Here is a 17,048-nt window from a genome sequence, read left to right on the forward strand (position 1 = left end):
TGCCCTGCTCCGCTCAGGCCGCGACCGTGCCGATGACGCCGGGCAGGCAGACTGCGCCCTGAGTGGCCGCGCTGTCGGCCCCCTCGAAGGCGAACGCCGCCCCCGTCACGTCGCCGGCCGTGGCCGCGCCGCCAACGGCGAATGCGCCGGTTTCGACATCCCAGCGCAGGGGCTGGCCCTGCGTCCACGCGGTGCCTGCAGCCTTGGGCAGGACAAAGACGCCCACGCGCTCGGCGTTGTAGGGCTCGCCGACCTGGGCCGGGCCATTGGCCACGGCAAGGATGGCGCCGATGGCCACGGCCTGGCCTGCTGCCACTGCGACGGCCGCTGTCGGGACCTCGATGACGTGGCCGCGCTGTTGGTAGTTTTTCATGGGTTGAACTCCTGAAAGCGTGTGTGTGGATGGCGGCGCGCTCAGGCGCCGTTGCTCTTGCCCAGGCCGCGCCAGTCCAGGCACTTGGCCGCAAAGTCCAGGCTGGCGCGCAGCTTCACGCCGTCCACGTCTTCGCTGGAGAAGGTCTCGGTGCGCAGACCCTCGTAGCCGTCCACGTAGGCGTACTCGACGGTGTCGATCTGGCCGGCGCGTGCTGCAAGGTAGAACGCGGTGGTGGACACGTCATCCAGCAGCGGCTCCACGATGGGTTCCAGCGCCGTGCGGCCGCCCGTACGGAATTCGTTGATGTCCCCGGCCTTGGTGGGCTGGTAGTTGGGGCTGGTGTACTGGTAGGCCACGGTCTCCAGATCGGTGGGGACCAACAGAAAGGCCGGCGCAAGGTTCAGCGTTTCCTTGCTCAGGCCTGTCTGCTTGCGCATCAGCTTGCGCAGGCTGGACAGCGCTTCCAGCGAAAATTCGGACGCAGCACCGGGCAGCAGATTCCCGTGGTCCGCATGGAACAGAGGCTTGCCATCCGACATGCCCGGGTTCTTCAGAATCTGGTCATAGACCAGACGGTTTTCGAGGCTTCGCGCTGCGGCGGCAAATTTGGCCCCTGTGCGTGTCAGGGAGTCCAAATCGTCATTGACGATCATCTGGCGGGTGATCGCCAGCGAGCGGCCGAACGTGAAAGCGCGGTAGCCAGTGACATCCTCTGAAAGGTTGCCGTAGGTGTACTCGCCGTGCTCGTTGAGCTTCTTGAGTTCGACATCACCGCCCACGCCGATGGCCTGGCGGATGCGGAAGTCCGGCAGGTTAGAGGCACGGCGCGCCCACAGCTGATAGGTGCTGGGCGCCTCGTCATAGGCCGCACGCAGCACGCGCTGGCCCACTCCGCCCAGCAGCGCTGGGAAGTCGCCCGTACCCAGCATGCCGGAGCGCACGCGCAGCGCCACATTGACGATCTCGGCGCGGCTCATGCCGCGCGTCTTCTGGCCCAGCCCTTCGACCACCTCGCGCGCCATCTCCACCATGGTCATGGCGCGGTACTGGCGGCCGTTGTCATCCAGCTGGGCGCCGGGGTTCAGGCGGTGCATAAGCGCGTTTTCGATACCGCGCATGCGGGTTTCATGCTCATCGCCCACGGTGCGAATCGAGGTCGTGGGGCCGGTGGCTTGCTCCTGGCTGCGCTGGTCCAGCGCCGTCAGCACGGCAGCGCGGGCCTGGTCCATCGTGGACTGGTTGCGCAGCAGCTCGGCCTGCAGATCGGCCAGGTTGTGGCGCTGGCACAGCGCAACGATGTCGGCGGCGCGCTGGCCGTCGAACGCACCGGCGGGCGCGGGCTGCGGCGCACCCTCGGTCTGGCGGTTCTGCGGGACCTGAGAGACGTTGGTGGGCGCGGCGCCCTGGGGGGTGTTGGCGGTCTGGCCGCCTTCACCGGCTTGGTTTGCTTGGGGCATACGTTGGTGCTCCTGGGTGGTGGGTTGGGCGGCTGCCCGTTGGTAGAACTCGCACGGCATGCCGCCCTGGGGCGCTGCACCGGACGGGGCCTGGGAAGTGGGTGCGCTGCGCGTGCCGGCGTTGGGGTCGGCAGGCACAGTGACAAAAGAGATTTCCTGCGGGGTCCAGGCGACTGCGCGATAGAGATCGACGTTGATGCCGTCCGTGCGGTCCTGGGCGCGGGTGATTTCGTAGCGCTGCACGCTGTAGCCGAAGCTGATGGCGCGGATGATTCCGGCGCGGATGTCGGCCACGATGCCGGCCAGCTCGGGGCGCTGGCTCAGCCGAATCACGGCCCGGCCTTCGCCGCCTTCGATCCAGCCGCGCTCGGCAATGCCGAGGATGGCCGCCACGCCGCCATAGGCGCGGTGGCCGTCCAGCACCTGCACCGTGCCGGCATCGAAGCGGGCCATGTCCACGGCCTCAGGGGTGATCTGCAGGTCCTCGTCGTAGGGACGCTCGTTCCAATAGTCGTAGCGGCGCACCATGGCGCCCGTGGTCCAGACCACCTCGACCGTGCCGTCGGTCTCGTTGTAGGTGTCAGGGACCAGGCTTGCGGCGCGCGTCTGCACCGGCAAATCGTGGATCTGGGGTGCGGAGGATTGGGCGTTGGCTTGTGGCATGGCGCTCAGTTTTCCGGTTTGACTGTCTCAAATCCAAGAAAACTGAGACGATTTCACTTCTGCCCCTGGCCCTCCATCTGGGCCACCAGGTCGATGGGGTTCTGCGCACCCCACAGCGCGGCCAGCAAAGGCAGAATGCCGCGCTCTCGCAGCCGCACCAGGTCGCTCTCCAGCTCCGTGAAAACGTCCTCAGGGTCATAGCCCCGGCGCCGGATGACTTCGCTGATGCTCTGCATGCCGCCCTTGACGGCGCTCAGGTCGCTGGCCACGTCCTGCACAGGGTTCGGGCTGGCCCAGCGGGGCGTGCTCCAGTCCGGCGCCTGCACATTGGCCGGCACCGTGGCCACCAGATCCACCGCCGCCACGAACCACCGCGCAATGGGCGCGCACAGGCGCGGCACGGTGACGCGCCACTGCTCGGATTCGACCTCGGCCCGGAACTGGTTCATGCTCATGCGCGAGGTGCTGAAGTTCACCTCGGTCAGGTCGCCCGTCATCAGCTCGTAGGGGCAGCGATAGCCTGCGGCCACCTCCTTCCAACCCCCTTTCATGTAGTCGCCAAAGCCCGGCACGGCCTTGGGCTCGATGAAGGTGGGATTACTCATTCCCGGCGGCAGGCCCACGATGCCGCCGCCAGCAAGATCGCCCAGGTCCATCAGGCCGGGCTTTTGCCCCCCGGCCTCCTCGGGTAGCGGTGGCGGCATGCCGCCGGCCCCTTCCATCTCGGCCACCACCCCCATGCGCGATTCCAGCTGCTTGCGCTGCAGCTCGGAGTCACCGTAGGTATGCAGGTCGCGCACCTTGGCGATGATGGGTGCCAGGCGCGTGATGCCGTCCTGCTGGCCAGCGCGCTCGGGGTCGAAGAAGTGGATGATTTCCTCGGCCGGCACGCGCTGGCTGGTGCCGCTGCGGCCCAGGGTCCACATGCCGGCATCACCCGGGTGGCGGTCGAACAGGTAGTAGGCCAAGCGCTGCCCGCGCTTGTCGTACTCGATGCCCCGGATGATCTCCCGCCCGCCGGCCAGCACGCCGTTGCGCTCCACGTCCAAGAAATCGATCTCCAGCAGCTGGAGCTTGAGCGGCACTGTTGAGCCCATGCGCTGGATATGCTTGCGGATGAGCACGGCGCCGTCCACGTCGCGCGTGCGCTCGGCCTTGTACTGCAGGCCGTAGAAGTCGAGCAGGCCGTCATAGTCGGCATGGGGCACCCATTCGCGCCAGCGCTTGGCCAGGCCCTCGTCGGCCCACACGGGCACGATGCCCTGGCCCACGCGCATGGCGAGCACGGCATTGACGGCGCGCACGATGTTCGGCACGTTCTGCGCGAGTGAGCGCGCACGCATGCGCAGCTCGCGCGCATCGGCGGCGTGGTCCGCCGTGGGGCTGGCCCCCGAGCGCTTGACACGCCAGCCATCGGCGCGGCTGGCGCCCTCGTAGGCGCGCACCAGCATTTCCCGGGCAACCTGGCGGCGCACGCCCTGCGCGGGCGAGAAATAGCCGACAACGCGGTCGACCAGCGTAGGGGATGCCCTGCGGGCCACGGTACGGCGCTGCATGGTCAGCGGTCCCGCAGGCCGGCGAAGCGAAAGCGCGCCACCAGGGCGCGCGGCTGGCCGGTGCCAGCCACGGCTGAAATCTGCGTCTGCAGATCCCGGCGCGCGGCCTTCATCTCATCCAGGCTGCGATAGGTGACCGAGGCGCCATCCTCGGTCGTGATGGTGCGCTCGCCACTGTGGATGGCGGCATTGAGGCGCGCGAGGCGCATCTGGAGGTCTTGGAGCGTGCTCATATGCCGCACGCTACCGGGGCAACTGTCTCATTTCCAAGAAACCTGAGACGGTTTCAGCCGGGCTGTTTCAGGTGCCGGTACACGCTGGCACGGCTGATGCCCAGCGTGCGCGCCACGGCCGTAGCATTGCGCCCATTCCACAGGCGCAGGACCTGCCGGCGCATCTCTGCCTTGTCCACGGGTGAGCGGGCTGGGATGTAGGCTTCCTGACCAGCGAACTCCCTGCGCAGCTGCTGCTGGACACGCTCGACGGTGGCAGGGCTGCCGCGCAGCTCGGGCACCAGCTCGACCAGATAGTCGAACATGCGGTCCACCAGGTCGGGCGCGAAATCGGCCTCTGGCATTGCGGAACTCTTGGCCGCATCGGGGGCCATGTGGGGTGCTGGGGCGTTGGTCTTTGGGGTCATGGGGCTACCAGGAGCGGGAGAAACCGCCGTTGCGGCGAGCGGGTGGCGCACGGCGCGGCGCGGGGGCCGGCGCACGAGACCCGGTGGAGGTGGAAACGGGCGGCACGTCCGACGTGGGCGCAGCTGTTGGAGCCGGCAGCGCCACGCTGGCGGGCGCCTCGGGTGGGCTGAAGAGGTCGCGGGCTGGCTGCACCATCTGCTCGACCTGTGACCAGCGCGCATCGGTGTACTTGTGCAGGCCCTGGGCCATGGCCGCGTGAATAGCGTAGTTCCGGCAGTCCAGGTCCTCATTGCGCTGGCGGCGCTTGACCCAGCGGTAAGCCTCGCGGCCCTGGACCTTGGCCAGGATGCGCTGCTCGGCGGTCAGCTGCTCGAAGAACTCGCGCGGCAGATCCTTGCTGAAATGCACGCACCCCGGGCCAGCGTCCGTGATCGCCAGTTGGCCCAGCAGCAGATCCTTGGCGTTGTCCACGCCCACCAGCCAGAGCTTGATGCCCTGCTTGATCTTCTGGCCGCGCCAGTCCATGTCCTGCATGCTGGCCGGTCCCACGATGGGCCGGTTGTCGTTGTTGTCGCCCTTGATGGCGCGCAGGTTGGGCAGCATGTGCTGGTGCGTGCGGACATAGTTGTAGACCGCTTGGGTCTGGTCGGACGAGTCGATGCTGATGGCGCTCAGGCCCAGGCTGCCACCGTGCCAGGCCTGGCGGTAACGGCGCTGCAGGTAGGCCGTCACAGGCGCCCAGTCGCCCTCGCTGGATGGATTGCCCTCGATGATGTGGCGGTCCACGATCCAGCTTTCCATGCCGCGCGCCCACGCCCAGACGTTGATCTGCCACCAGGTGCGCTGCACGTCCACGCCAGCCGTCAGCACCAGGCCGCCCACGGGCACCGTGCCGATGGCATAGGGTTCGGCGCGGGCCTGCAGCACATGGTCGTCGGTACCCTCCCCCTTCAGTTCCCAGGCCTGGCCCAGCGTCTCGTTGGTGAACGAGGTCATGGGGCCTGCATCACCCTCCTGCAGCGCGCGGTGGGCCTTCTCGAACTCGTCCACGATGGACGCCCAGGTGCGCTGCGGGCTGTAGGCAGCCCAGATGTGCACGCCCAGCGTGCGCGGGGGCCTGCAGGGGGTGCCATCGGCAGTACGCCAGATGCGGTCGGCGCCGAAGCGACGGCCAGACCTCCGGCACACCCAGGCGCCCGTCAGCGGCCAGCCGCCCGGGAGGTACTCGGCCTGGCTGATGGACTCCCGGCAGTGCGGGCACATGTGGCGCACGGTCTCGGGCTTGCCGGCCTCCCACTTGAAGCCGTGCATGGCTTCCTTGCCGCCCCAGGTCAGGGGGTGCTCGGCCTCGCAGCGCGGGCACTCGATCAGGTGATCGACCTCGTCCTCGGAATCCTCGCAGGCGCGGCTGACGTGGCACAGGCCCTTGATGCCGGGCGTGCTGCCGCCGATGAACTTGGGGTATGGAGCGCCTTCCAGCCGGCCCTTGGCCAAGGTGCCGGGCGAGCCCGCCGACTTGTCCTTGCTGCCTCCGATGGTCTGGTCGAACGCAGTCCATTCGTCCAGGATGGCCACGGCCACCGTGATCCGGCGATAGGCCCGAGCCGCCTTGCCGCCCAGCAGGTGCAGCACGCTGTCGCGGAAAGGCTTGTACTTGATGGTCTCCTCGACCCGGCTGCCCTGCTTGCGGGCCGCGATCACCGAAGGCACGCCGTCCTTACTGTCCAGCAGGGGTTCGATCTCGGTCTTGACGAAGCTGTCACGGTCATCGTCCGTGGGCTGCCACAGCGCCTGCTTGCGGCGGCGGTGCGCGATGTTGTAGCAGACGAAGGCGGTGATCATTTTCGAGTAGCCGACACGCTTGGACTTCTTGACGGCCAGTTCCTCGATGCGGTCATCGGACATGAAGTCCAGGATTCCGATCTGGAACGGCCATGCCACCCATCCGCCCTTCTGGTGGCTGGATTCGCCGGCCAGCAGAAAGTTGTCAGCAGCCCACTCGGACAGGGTCTGCGGCGGATCAGCCCGCAGACTGGACAGGCCCAGCTGCGCAGCGGCCTGGATGGCGGAAATCGCCTCTCTCGACAGGGGTGCGCTCAAAATGCGGCCTCCTCGTCCAGCTCATCCTCGTCGGGCGCCTCGGCCATGGCGGCCACGCGCTCGCCGATCAGCTTGGACGTGACGCGGATCCACTCGTTTCGGGCATCGGCCAGTACACGCAGCACCGTGACGCGGGCATCCTCGGGCAGATCCGGGCAGGCCTTGCGCAACTGGCCCTCGATCTGGTCCATGCGGTCCACCACGGCCGAGCTGGCCAGGCCCAGGACATCGGCCAGGGCACCGATGGGCGCGAATTCGCCGCGGGCGACCGCGTTTTTCAGGTCCTGAGCCTCGCGCTGCGAGCGCGCCAGCGCCGCACGTTCCTGGACCAGGTCCAGACCACCCAAACCGGCCGAGGCACGGCCCGCCGCCTGGTCGCGCAGGCGCTCGCAGTAGCCCAGCAGCCATTCGTGGCCCGAATCGCCCCGGACGATCACGCCTTCGCTCACCAGCTGGCTCACGCGGGCCTCGCTGACACCGACCAAAGCCGCAAATTCTGCTTGCGAAATAGGAGCATCAAAGTAAGGCAGGACCTTCACTTAACCCCCTTAGGAAGGTTGCGCAACAGTCCGAGGGCGCGGCTCGAATTACCCGCTTCCAAGGGGGCCAAAAAGGACCCGCGATACTGCCTATTTTTTGAGCACATCGAGAGGGGCGCCGCCGCGCCGATGAGGGTGCGCACCGTCATGCCGACACCCCCTGACGCTCGGCAAGCAGCGCATGCACTGCCGCCTCGTAGTCCGCGAACGCTCGCCGCAGGCCCTGCCCCGCTCGCGCATCACACCAATCGTCGTAGCCTGGCATGCCCAGGCTGGCCGCCATGCCCTCGACGCCGCTGCGCGTGTCTGCCCATCCGACCGGCTGACCAGCAGCAGCTGCATGCGCCAACATCACCACGTCCCTCCAACGCTGCTCCCGCACCCAGCGCAGCAGGCCGGGGCAGGCCTTGCCGTCTTTGGCCGCCAGCAGTTCCCGCTGCTTCTCAGCAGCAGCGAGCAGCTCTTCAGCGGTCACGTCACCACGGGTGATGGCAGCAGCCACCTCCTCGGCCACATCCACCAGCCGAGTGCGACGCTGCTCCGGGAAGAAGCCTGCAAGTGCCGTGGCGATAGCCAGGCCACCACTCCCTTCCCCGGTTTTGATGGCGTCAGCCGTTACACCACTCGCCCCCCCTGCAGGGGGGTTGGGGGGTATTAATTGGTTCTGGTTCTGGTTACCCGTGCCATCGCCGTGACAAGCCGTGTCATTGCCCGTGACATTGCTGTGACGTGGCGTGACAGTGCCTGTATCGGCAACAAGCCAATCCGTGCCATTGAGCGTGACACTGGTGTCTGTCACCACGATTCCATGCTTGCGGCAAAGCGCCATCAGCTCAGGCATCTGCGTCTTCAAGGTAGGCACGATGCCGAGTGAACGAAGCGCAGAAAAGATAGCACTACGCCTAGCCCTGCTGCGCTTCTGCCGTAGATGCTCATTGCTCTTGACCTCGTTGCGCCCCTCCTGCTGCTGGCGGAACTGGGCCACGATCTGCTCACATTCGTCGTTCTGATATCGGCCGTCGGGCAGCTGCGTGAAGAACTCGGCCAGCACGAACTGCAGGGCATCGATCTCTTCAGGCGACCTGCACAGCAGGCGCCGCGCCAGCAGATCGAAGCAGGAGCCGTCCAGTGCCGCCTCGGTGTCACAGTACATGTCACGCATGTCACGGTAGATGGCACGCTCCAGCCGTGACAAGTGCCGTGTCGCGGTGTTGAAGTCGCCGATGTGGTGGGGGTAGTGATTCATGCCTGCTCAACCTTCGATATCAAATCAATCCGTCAACGTCGCCTGCTGCAGGCGGCAGCGCACAGGCTTGACCAGGCGATGCGGTGGCAGGGAACAGGCCCGCGCCGCCACCTCCTCCACGCGCTTGGCCGCAACCAGTGCATTGACCGTGCTGGCCACGCTGGAGATCTCCAGCCATTCGCCCGTGCACTCGTTGTGGAAGTCCCGCAGCTCGCGCCGGCTCAGGGCGGGCTGCCCCCGGCGGTGGGCCTCTGCCAGGCTGCTGTACAGCCGTTCGTTGAGGCGAACCCGCGTGGCATTGCCAATGGCAGAGAAAGAATCCGCCTTGGTGTCATGCGAGGTCACCTGATGGGTGGTGTGTTGCATGTCTATCTCTCCTGATATCAGCCGGGCCCTCAGCCCTGACTGGCTTTCCTGAATGCGTCATAGACGCGGCCACGGACCCAGCGGGGAACCAGCTCATCGATGCCCGAGCGCTTGCGCACCCCGTCCAGGCTGATGCGGGGCTTGTAGTTGCCGCCGCGCACGAACATCAGCACCGGCCGCACATCCGCGCCGCCGGTGCCAGTCACCGCCCAGATGCCCGGCGGCAGATTGGATGCCCGCTTGTCGTACTCGCCACGCGCGGTGGCCCGCGCACCGCCGCGCAGGCGGCCATAGGCCACGATGTAGCGGATGCCCTTCACCGGCCCCATGAAGCGCGCACCCTTGCCACCGCGCTGGTGCAAGGCCTGCATGCGCCCCTTGGTCATGTTGGCCCGGTAGCCCTGCTCGCCGAAGGCCTGGAAGTAGGCAATCAGCTGTACCAGGGTCGAGCCCTTGAGGTTCCCGCGCCCGTCATCGCTGCCCGGGAATGGCGTGGCGGGGATTGCGGTCTGGTAGCCAATGGGCAAGATGCCAGCCGTGCGCAGGGCCTTCTCACTGCGCTTGTCACGGCGCCGGCCGCCATCCTCCTGTGCGGCCAGGATCTGCTGCGGGTCCACGCCCTTGCCACCCATGTAGGTAGGGGCCACCAGCGCATTGAGGTCGCCAGCCGTGGCCTTCTTCACCACCTGCACCGACTGCAGCACGTAGCCCGTGGGCCGGTCGAAAACGCTCTGCATCTCAGCGCGCATGGCGTTCTTCACACGGCCCACACCCATGTTGATGGCCTCAGCCGTGGCCTGTGCAACCTGCTGACCGTCGAGGCCAGCCAGGGCACGCTTGTACCGATCACCGCCCTCAGGCTTGATATCAATACGCATTGCCACCTCCAGGGGTGTCGGCCAGGCGCTGCTGTGCCGAGCGGGCCAAGTACTGCGCCATGACCGTGAGCTCCTGCACCTGGCGGTCAAGCCGCCGCACCGCATTGCGCGACGGCTGGCGGTGCGCATCAGCTGCAGCGCGTGTGACCTCGGCCACGGCAGACTGGTAATGCATGAAGGCCTCCACCGGGTCACCCTCGGCCTGGTCAGGCAGGGCGCGCCGGCACTCATACCCCAGCTGACTGGCCATGGCATGCAGCACCGCCGCATTGCCCGTCACCACCTGCAGCTGCACGGCCTCGCGCAGGGTCAGGTGGTGCGTCTCGTTGTTGGTGTTGAGCTTGTGCTGCAGCGTGCCGGCGTTGATGCCCATGCGCACGGCCAGTGCCTTGACACCGCCCGGGCTGGTCTGCGCCGTCAGGTAGGCCGCATCGAGCACGTCCATGCCGGCGGCAATGTCGGCTTGGGGTCCACTTTCGACATAGCCAGGGGCGATGCCAACTGAGAAAGTTGCACTCATCAGCACAACCCCTTGCGAGCCATCGACATGACCCACAACACAACACCCGCAACGCCCACAGCAGACAACATCGGCAGCCCCCAATGGGCGCAGGCCCTGGAGCTGTTCCTGGGCCAGATGATCGAAGTCCTGGAGGGCGAAGGCCGAGCCGGTTTCAGCGCGGGCGCGCTGGCCCGCTGGAGCGAACTGTGCTGCCAGCGCATGCAGGAGACCGGGAGCGCAACGCCGGAGGTGATTGCACAGTTGCGAGGCCTCTCTACAAGAGCGACAAGATGAACAGAAGACCATCCGGCAAGGGCGTCAAACATGCGCTACCCCGCCACTGCTCGTCGCACGACGCACATCTTTGGGCGCCAACATCTCCTCCAGCGTCACAGCTCCGCAGGAGAAATCACGAACGGCAAGCATGTACTTTGCAGGAACGCCCTCATCAGCCATCTGTGTGATGCGCCCCAAGGTGACAGACAGATGAGCCGACAAGGCCGTCGAACGGCCACGCTCTGCGGTAAGCCAAGTCTTAAGTTCCATCTCCTCACTTTAGATCATTCTAAAGAGAGGGTCAACAATTTCCTAAACTCGGATTGTTTACCATTTCCTAAACATGGACGAACTGACACAGCATCGAAAGCAGCGCCTACGGGCACTGATCGACTCACCCCCCTACAGAGGGAGCCAGGTGGAGTTTTCGCGTGCCGCAGGAGTCAGCGAGGGCCGCATCTCTCAACTCCTTGACCCCGCCAAGAGCTTTGGCGAGAGGTCTGCACGCAACATTGCGAACGAGCTGCGACTTGGTGAGCGCTACTTCGAGGATGGTTTTGCTACCAAACCAGAAGATGGCGGCAGCCCCATCTCAACAGGCAACGAAAAAAAGCCTCGCCGTGTGCCCGTGACTGGTGCAGTGCGAGGAGGCGACGATGGCTATCTCATTCAAGACAACGGAATTGACGGCTGGGTTGATTTTTGGACACAAGACCCCCGCGCCTTTGCATTAAGAATAAAGGGCGATTCAATGCACCCACGGTATCGGGCGGGCGAATATGTAATTGTCACCCCAAGCATTGAATCGCAGCCAGGCATGGACGTTGTTGTCAAACTGACTGACGGCAAATGCCTACTTAAACAACTCAACTGGGTACGGGACGACGAGCTGCAGCTTGTCAGCATCAACAACAGGTACGAGCCGATGACGTTGATGCGCTCAGACGTTGAGTGCATTGAGCGCGTTGCTGGCAGCGTTGGACAAGACTCCTTAATTTTCTAACGGAGATACCATGAGGGGCATCACTGTAACGACATCATTGATCGCTGCGCTTGTGGCCGGCTGCGTGTCAGCCCCTCAATATGATCCATATCTTCATGAACGTCAGATATCCATAAAGATAGTCAGCGGCTACGCCTCATTTAACCGAGACTATTTATACTCTGGCCATTCGGAGGAAGATTTAATTGCCTCCGCGAAAACAGCTGTATCGAATGGTCTAAAAGACCCTCAGAGCGCGCAGTTCAGAAACGTTCGCTTGGTTGCCTACCAAGAAGGCGCCGTGGTGTGCGGCGAGGTCAATGGCAAAAACTCATACGGCGGGTTCACAGGCTTCAAGCGCTTCGCCGCAACATCTGAAGCTGCGCTCATAGATCAGACCTCTTCCAACCAAGCTGACGCGCGCAGCCTCGGGATCTACGAAGCCTGCTCCGGCTAGCCTCGCGACTTCCAACAAGCTCAAGCAATGTTTACAAATCTCTCAAGATTTCTTTAGCTTTTTGTTGACCAGCACTTTAGTTCTTAGTAAAGTTCGCTCAACGCATCTTTGATCGCGTTGGGCACCACGGCATCGGCCGGGCTCGCCCCGGTCCTTAAAAAGAGAGTGGCACAAGACTGTGGCTGGTTCAGCCCAGACCATCTATCGACCACTCTCGCCCTGCGAAATAAACAAGACCAGCACCCCACGCTGTGAAGCATGGGGCTGCCTTCGGAGCCCTGCTTTCGCCCAGGCCGGCAGGCGCCCACTCCAATCACTGGAGCTGCGGCGCGAAGACCTGAAAACCCCCTTGCGGCCCAGCGTGGCCGATTTCACTGAGCGCGTGACGACGACCGCCAGGGGATGACCTCGTTCTTCGAGGCGCCCACACACCGCAGCCATGGCGGGTAATGGCTGAAGCACTGCCGGCTGTCGGGCTGACCGCCAGCAGCGCGCCCGCCCTGTGCAACGCAGGGCAAACCCAAGCGTCTTGGGTTGCAGGGCGCTTCGGTTTGACGCCGCGCCATCCGCCTTTGGGGCACTTCGCTTTTGGATGGCAACTGCGGCCTTCTTTTTTGCCGGGCCTGGGCTTCTCACTTCGCAACCACCAGCCATCTCGCCTACGCAGCCGCCACGCGGCACCGGCCCTTTTCTTCGTCCACCACTGGAGATCTGCCATGTCACATGCCAGCACACTGCGTCACCCTGCGCGCAAAGCCAAGGCAGCGCATTTGGGCATACCGTTCCCAGAAACGCCACATGACTACGACACGTCAAAAGGCCGGTACTGGATCGCCGCCTACTTCCGATATGCAGCGCGTGAAACTGCCATCGAGGGACTTATCAGGCAGAAAACCCGCCGGGACGGCATCACGACTGATGCACTGCATCTCGCTGCTGTCCTGATTCAGGAGCGCGCAAGCAACGCACTGTCGCTTGCGCTCAAAGAAGGTTACTTGCTCTTCGCCTGGACTGGGACGAGGTTTTTCCAGGAAAACACAGACCACCCATGAGCCCTCCTTACCCCGAGACACCGCCGCCAACCCCTGCCGGCCCGTTCTGGCTGGCCACCTACTTCCGCGACCTCGCCGAAGGCGCAGTAATGGAGCGCGAAGGCGCCGGCCCACCCCTGATCTGGAGCGCATGCGCGCTGCTGAGCAACGCGGGATATGCGGCACTGGACGAGGCCAGGCACAGCGGAATGCTGCTCTACGCCTGGTGCGGCACCACCTTCTTTGACCAACCAACGGCCCGCCACTGAGCGGGCCGTTTGCATGCCAGAGGCCCACATGCAACTCGCCCGCATCACGCACCCCACGACACCGCTCACGGATCGCGCCTTCATCTACCGCCGCAGCGAAGCCACCAACGTGGCAGAGACGTTTGCCAAGGCGCGCGAGCAGCTGGCCAGCGCTGCGGCGGCGGCCACTCCACCCAAGCGCCGCACCCGCAAGAGCAGCACCGCAGATGCGCCCGCCGCAACGAAGCTCCAGCAGATCCCGCTGGAACTGCCATCCCTCTGATCACTGGAGCCATATGCGCACCTTCACCATCAAATGCGGCTGCACGCAGCAGCAATTCGTCGGCGCCTGCACACAAGACGCATGCGCCTGGGCGCTGGAGCAATTCGGAGACCGGCCCTATGTCGTCATCTGCCACCGCTGACCGTGACCACCACTGGGCCACCGATTGGCACTACGCGCTGCGCCACGCCTTCGCGCTGGCCGACGCCCACGCCCTGGCCGCTCGGCAGGCCAGTCGCCCGCTCATCACCCAACGCGCTCAGTGGGCCGTCCAGTTCGACCGCTCGCGCGACCAGATCCACCGCCTTCTGCACCTTGACGGCACCCCGTCCTAACCCCCCACTTCACAGGAGACCACCATGGCCCGCCAAATCATCATTGCCATTTCCGCCGACGACGAGGGCCGTGTTGCCCTGACCACCAACCTGCCCCGCCCACTGCCTGGGCGCGGCCTGCACACCGAGGACGCCGCTGCCCTTGAGCTGCTGCGCATGGCCCAGCAACTGCCCAACCTCGAAACCACCACCTACGACGCCAACCACCTGGCGCCGGATGTAGCTGAGGCCTTCGACCTGATCCGCGAGCTGATCAACCCTGATGGCTTCGGCTACTCGGTCACCGCCGAGGTCGGCAACGCCGCACGCCGCGTGCTGCAGATCAAGGGGCAGCAGGTCGGACTGCCGCAATGAGCAAAAACACGCCATGGCGGGCCGAGGATGACGCCTACCTGCGGGCGCACTACCCCACCCAGCCCACGACTGCCGTCGCTGCGCACCTGCAGCGCACGGCCAGGCATGTACAGCAGCGGGCCTATGACCTGGGAGTGAAAAAGGCGCCAGGCGCCAAGACCCTGCGCACCGGCCGCTGGACTCACCTTGATGACCTGCTGCAGCTGCTGTATGCCGACATGAGCAACGAGGACCTGGCCGAGCTGCTGGGCATGCCCACGCAGGACATCGCCACCCGGGCCAGCCGCCTTGGCCTGCACAAGACCCCTGCCGTGCTGGCCCAGACCTACAGCATCTCCATGCTGCGCCAGGGACGGCGACAGGGGCAGTTCACGGCTGGGTTCAAGCCCTGGAACAAGGGGCTGCACGGATACAGCGTGGAGCTGGGTCGAAGCCATTTCAAGGCGGGCAACAGGCCACCGACCTGGGTGCCCGTGGGCACAGAGCGCTGGACCACGCCACCACGCGCGCTGCCACATGCAGCCCGATACCTCAAGCGCAAGGTGGCCGAGCCCAATCACTGGGCGCTGGTGCACCGCATCGTCTGGGAGCAGCACCACGGCCCCATCCCAGAGGGCCATGCCGTCATCTTCCATGACGGCGACACCTCCAATTTCGACATCAACAACCTGCGCTGTATCTCACGCGCAGAGCTGTCCCGCAGCAACGGGGCTGCAGTCCCCGTCGACCTGCTGCCTGTGTGGGAGCTCACACGCCAGCTGGACCATGAGATCAAGGAAATTGAGAAAGCCGAGCATGACCACCACCGCAACCGACACCCAGCCCACGCCACCTGAAACCAGCGGCATGGGCCAGCTGCAATCGCTGCTGCTCCAGACCATCAAGGATCTGCGCAACGGCTCCACCACGCCGCAGATCGCCCGCGCAATCACCGACATCGGCCAGACCCTGGTGGCCAGCTCACGGGCAGAGATCGAGTTTGCGCGTATCACCAAGGCCTCGCGCGTCGGATTTCTTGACTCGCCAGCGCTGCAGGCTGCATTGCCCAAACCCACGGCAGACGGGTCCGGCCACACCACGCCGCTGCCGCCCGGCACGCCCTGGCAAGGACTCGTCCACCGTACCAGCGACGAGGAGCCCATGCGATGAAACAGTATCAGCCCAAGGGCTCCATGTGTCAGACTTGCTGCGGCGGCAGCCACACCTGCGCAACGCTGCCCTTCGCCACCATGCCCGTCATCAAGGCCTATCCAGACGGCGTCCTGGCGGTGAAGTGCAGCGCACACCAGCCAGCTGCCCCTGCGCCATCGATGCGATGCCTGAGCTGCGGCGCGTTGGCTCCTTCCCCGCTGACGGAGGGCGAAGGGCTCCCCTGCGGTCATTGAATATGCCTTGGAGTGAGCACATGAGTAATTGGCAACCTATTGAGACGGCCCCGCTAAGCGGTGAATTTCTTGTAACTGGCGGGACCCTTGTGGGGCGCAGCGCAGAAGATCGTCCCAACACGGGAGTTGCACATGTTGAGCGCACAGAAGATGGGCGATTCGAGATCGTAAACGCCGACTACTACTCTCCGCAGGTTGTCAACCCAAGCAAATGGCACGAGCTGCCTGATATGCCCGCCTGACCACCGAGGGCATGAGCACAGCGCATGGGCGCTGTCCTGATACCTCCCCTCCCCCTTCCAAAGCCAGCCCCCGAGCTGGCTTTTCTCATGGAGCCGCAATGTCCGAGAACAGCAAGATCGAATGGACCGACCACACGTTCAACCCCTGGGAAGGCTGCCAGAAGGTGGGCCCGGGCTGTGACCACTGCTATGCCGAGACGCGCAACGCGCGCTTCGCCGGTGGCCATGCTGTGAATTGGGGTCCAGGCGCACGGCGCCGCCGCACCAGCCCTGCCACCTGGGCCATGCCGCGCCGCTGGAACGCCCAGGCCGATGCATTCATGGTGCAGCATGGCCGCCGCCAGCGCGTTTTCTGCGCCTCGCTGGCGGATGTGTTCGACAACGCTGTTCCTATCGAATGGCTGGTGGACCTGCTTGAGCTGGTGCGCACCACGCCGCACCTCGACTGGCTTCTGCTGACCAAGCGTATCGGCATCGTGCTGCAGCGCCTGCAGGAGGCCCACAACTGGGTGCTGGACAACTGGCCTGCCGTGGATGCGCAGCCGCTGTCGCAGTGGCTCCAGGACTGGACCGAAGACGACACCCCGCCCAGCAACGTGTGGCTGGGTGCCACCATCACCAGCCAGCCTGAGGCCGACCGCGACATTCACAAGCTGCTGGCCGTGGCGGCGCGCGTGCGCTTCCTGAGCATGGAGCCGCTTCTGGGGCCCGTGAATCTGGAGCGTCCTCGCCCCGGGCCAGACCTTGACCAAGGCGGAGGCTCGAAGATCTGCCAGCCCTGGCTGATCCAGAGCGGCATCCATTGGGTGATCGTGGGCGGCGAGAGCGGCCCCGGCGCGCGGCCCATGCATCCGGACTGGGCACGCAGCCTGCGCGACCAGTGCAACGCTGCCGGCGTGGCCTTCTTGTTCAAGCAGCACGGCGAATGGCTGGCCACCGCGTTCTGCTCCGATGAGCAGGCCAGCCTGCCCTACAAGCGGCTCGCGTACATCCGCGGCGATGGCTCTCTCCACGACGGCACCGAAGGCGTGAATTTCTTCGGTGGCGATGAAGAGGTCACCCTCGTTGGAAAGAAGGCCGCAGGCCGCCAGCTGGACGGCCGCACCTGGGACGAGACGCCCGTCAGCTGAT

The 17,048-nt window shown here is 65.3% G+C and carries 23 protein-coding genes; 12 read left to right on the forward strand and 11 right to left on the reverse strand.

Going from position 1 to position 17,048, the window contains the following annotated elements:
* Nucleotides 1-13 precede the first annotated feature (13 nt).
* The 11 genes from U6958_RS22340 to U6958_RS22390 all read right to left on the reverse strand — a co-directional run bounded on the left by U6958_RS22340 (nt 14) and on the right by U6958_RS22390 (nt 10,342).
* Nucleotides 14-373, reverse strand: coding sequence for a DUF2190 family protein (locus U6958_RS22340; protein WP_074923540.1), 360 nt, complete (start codon nt 371-373; stop codon nt 14-16).
* A 41-nt stretch (nt 374-414) separates the two neighbouring features.
* Nucleotides 415-2,496 (reverse strand): prohead protease/major capsid protein fusion protein, encoded by a 2,082-nt coding sequence (locus tag U6958_RS22345; protein WP_074923541.1) that lies wholly within the window; start codon nt 2,494-2,496, stop codon nt 415-417.
* 53 nt (nt 2,497-2,549) lie between these two features.
* A complete protein-coding gene (locus U6958_RS22350; RefSeq protein WP_074923542.1) occupies nt 2,550-4,052 on the reverse strand; it encodes a phage portal protein in 1,503 nt (500 codons plus the stop codon).
* A gap of 2 nt (nt 4,053-4,054) precedes the next feature.
* Nucleotides 4,055-4,285: a phage head-tail joining protein gene (locus U6958_RS22355; RefSeq protein WP_074923543.1), complete on the reverse strand. Its 231-nt coding sequence runs from the start codon at nt 4,283-4,285 to the stop codon at nt 4,055-4,057.
* A gap of 53 nt (nt 4,286-4,338) precedes the next feature.
* Nucleotides 4,339-4,692, reverse strand: a complete 354-nt coding sequence (locus U6958_RS22360) for a Mor transcription activator family protein (RefSeq protein WP_074923544.1) — start codon at nt 4,690-4,692, stop codon at nt 4,339-4,341.
* 4 nt (nt 4,693-4,696) lie between these two features.
* On the reverse strand, nt 4,697-6,793 hold the full coding sequence (locus tag U6958_RS22365; RefSeq protein WP_074923545.1) for a phage terminase large subunit family protein: 2,097 nt from the start codon (nt 6,791-6,793) through the stop codon (nt 4,697-4,699).
* The gene (locus U6958_RS22370; RefSeq protein WP_074923546.1) at nt 6,790-7,278 is read right to left on the reverse strand and encodes a hypothetical protein; all 489 of its coding nucleotides are present in this window, start codon (nt 7,276-7,278) and stop codon (nt 6,790-6,792) included. Before U6958_RS22370 ends, U6958_RS22365 begins: the two co-directional genes overlap by 4 nt.
* 199 nt (nt 7,279-7,477) lie before the next feature.
* Nucleotides 7,478-8,578, reverse strand: coding sequence for a YdaU family protein (locus U6958_RS22375; protein ID WP_074923547.1), 1,101 nt, complete (start codon nt 8,576-8,578; stop codon nt 7,478-7,480).
* Nucleotides 8,579-8,602: 24 nt separating this feature from the next.
* The gene (locus U6958_RS22380; RefSeq protein WP_034395242.1) at nt 8,603-8,944 is read right to left on the reverse strand and encodes a hypothetical protein; all 342 of its coding nucleotides are present in this window, start codon (nt 8,942-8,944) and stop codon (nt 8,603-8,605) included.
* Nucleotides 8,945-8,973: 29 nt separating this feature from the next.
* Nucleotides 8,974-9,822: a hypothetical protein gene (locus U6958_RS22385; protein ID WP_074923548.1), complete on the reverse strand. Its 849-nt coding sequence runs from the start codon at nt 9,820-9,822 to the stop codon at nt 8,974-8,976.
* Complete coding sequence (locus U6958_RS22390) at nt 9,812-10,342, reverse strand: phage regulatory CII family protein (RefSeq protein ID WP_074923549.1); 531 nt, start codon at nt 10,340-10,342, stop codon at nt 9,812-9,814. The genes U6958_RS22385 and U6958_RS22390 overlap by 11 nt, the downstream gene beginning before the upstream one ends.
* A gap of 27 nt (nt 10,343-10,369) precedes the next feature.
* Here U6958_RS22390 and U6958_RS22395 point away from each other — a divergent pair, with 27 nt between their 5' ends.
* The 12 genes from U6958_RS22395 (at nt 10,370) to U6958_RS22450 (ending at nt 17,047) form a co-directional block, all read left to right on the forward strand.
* Nucleotides 10,370-10,618, forward strand: coding sequence for a hypothetical protein (locus U6958_RS22395; protein ID WP_074923565.1), 249 nt, complete (start codon nt 10,370-10,372; stop codon nt 10,616-10,618).
* A 325-nt stretch (nt 10,619-10,943) separates the two neighbouring features.
* Nucleotides 10,944-11,603, forward strand: a complete 660-nt coding sequence (locus U6958_RS22400; RefSeq protein ID WP_083393675.1) for a S24 family peptidase — start codon at nt 10,944-10,946, stop codon at nt 11,601-11,603.
* Nucleotides 11,604-11,613: 10 nt separating this feature from the next.
* Nucleotides 11,614-12,039 (forward strand): hypothetical protein, encoded by a 426-nt coding sequence (locus tag U6958_RS22405; protein WP_143044675.1) that lies wholly within the window; start codon nt 11,614-11,616, stop codon nt 12,037-12,039.
* Nucleotides 12,040-12,755: 716 nt separating this feature from the next.
* Nucleotides 12,756-13,091, forward strand: coding sequence for a hypothetical protein (locus tag U6958_RS22410; RefSeq protein ID WP_143044676.1), 336 nt, complete (start codon nt 12,756-12,758; stop codon nt 13,089-13,091).
* Nucleotides 13,088-13,339, forward strand: a complete 252-nt coding sequence (locus U6958_RS22415) for a hypothetical protein (RefSeq protein WP_074923552.1) — start codon at nt 13,088-13,090, stop codon at nt 13,337-13,339. The genes U6958_RS22410 and U6958_RS22415 overlap by 4 nt, the downstream gene beginning before the upstream one ends.
* 28 nt (nt 13,340-13,367) lie before the next feature.
* Nucleotides 13,368-13,601 carry a hypothetical protein gene (locus U6958_RS22420; RefSeq protein ID WP_074923553.1) on the forward strand — a complete coding sequence of 78 codons (234 nt, stop codon included), beginning with the start codon at nt 13,368-13,370 and terminating at the stop codon, nt 13,599-13,601.
* Nucleotides 13,602-13,614: 13 nt separating this feature from the next.
* Nucleotides 13,615-13,743 (forward strand): hypothetical protein, encoded by a 129-nt coding sequence (locus U6958_RS22425; RefSeq protein ID WP_255247323.1) that lies wholly within the window; start codon nt 13,615-13,617, stop codon nt 13,741-13,743.
* The gene (locus U6958_RS22430; RefSeq protein WP_074923554.1) at nt 13,721-13,936 is read left to right on the forward strand and encodes a hypothetical protein; all 216 of its coding nucleotides are present in this window, start codon (nt 13,721-13,723) and stop codon (nt 13,934-13,936) included. The genes U6958_RS22425 and U6958_RS22430 overlap by 23 nt, the downstream gene beginning before the upstream one ends.
* A 24-nt stretch (nt 13,937-13,960) precedes the next feature.
* Nucleotides 13,961-14,290, forward strand: coding sequence for a hypothetical protein (locus tag U6958_RS22435; protein ID WP_074923555.1), 330 nt, complete (start codon nt 13,961-13,963; stop codon nt 14,288-14,290).
* On the forward strand, nt 14,287-15,126 hold the full coding sequence (locus U6958_RS22440) for an HNH endonuclease signature motif containing protein (RefSeq protein ID WP_074923556.1): 840 nt from the start codon (nt 14,287-14,289) through the stop codon (nt 15,124-15,126). Before U6958_RS22435 ends, U6958_RS22440 begins: the two co-directional genes overlap by 4 nt.
* Entirely contained in the window at nt 15,086-15,439 is a 354-nt protein-coding gene (locus U6958_RS22445; RefSeq protein ID WP_074923557.1) for a hypothetical protein, read from the forward strand. Before U6958_RS22440 ends, U6958_RS22445 begins: the two co-directional genes overlap by 41 nt.
* A 576-nt stretch (nt 15,440-16,015) precedes the next feature.
* Complete coding sequence (locus U6958_RS22450; protein WP_074923559.1) at nt 16,016-17,047, forward strand: phage Gp37/Gp68 family protein; 1,032 nt, start codon at nt 16,016-16,018, stop codon at nt 17,045-17,047.
* The last annotated feature ends 1 nt before the right edge of the window (nt 17,048 follow it).

It is taken from the genome of Delftia lacustris (assembly GCF_040267515.1).
In the GTDB taxonomy this organism is placed as follows: Bacteria; Pseudomonadota; Gammaproteobacteria; order Burkholderiales; family Burkholderiaceae_C; genus Comamonas; species Comamonas tsuruhatensis.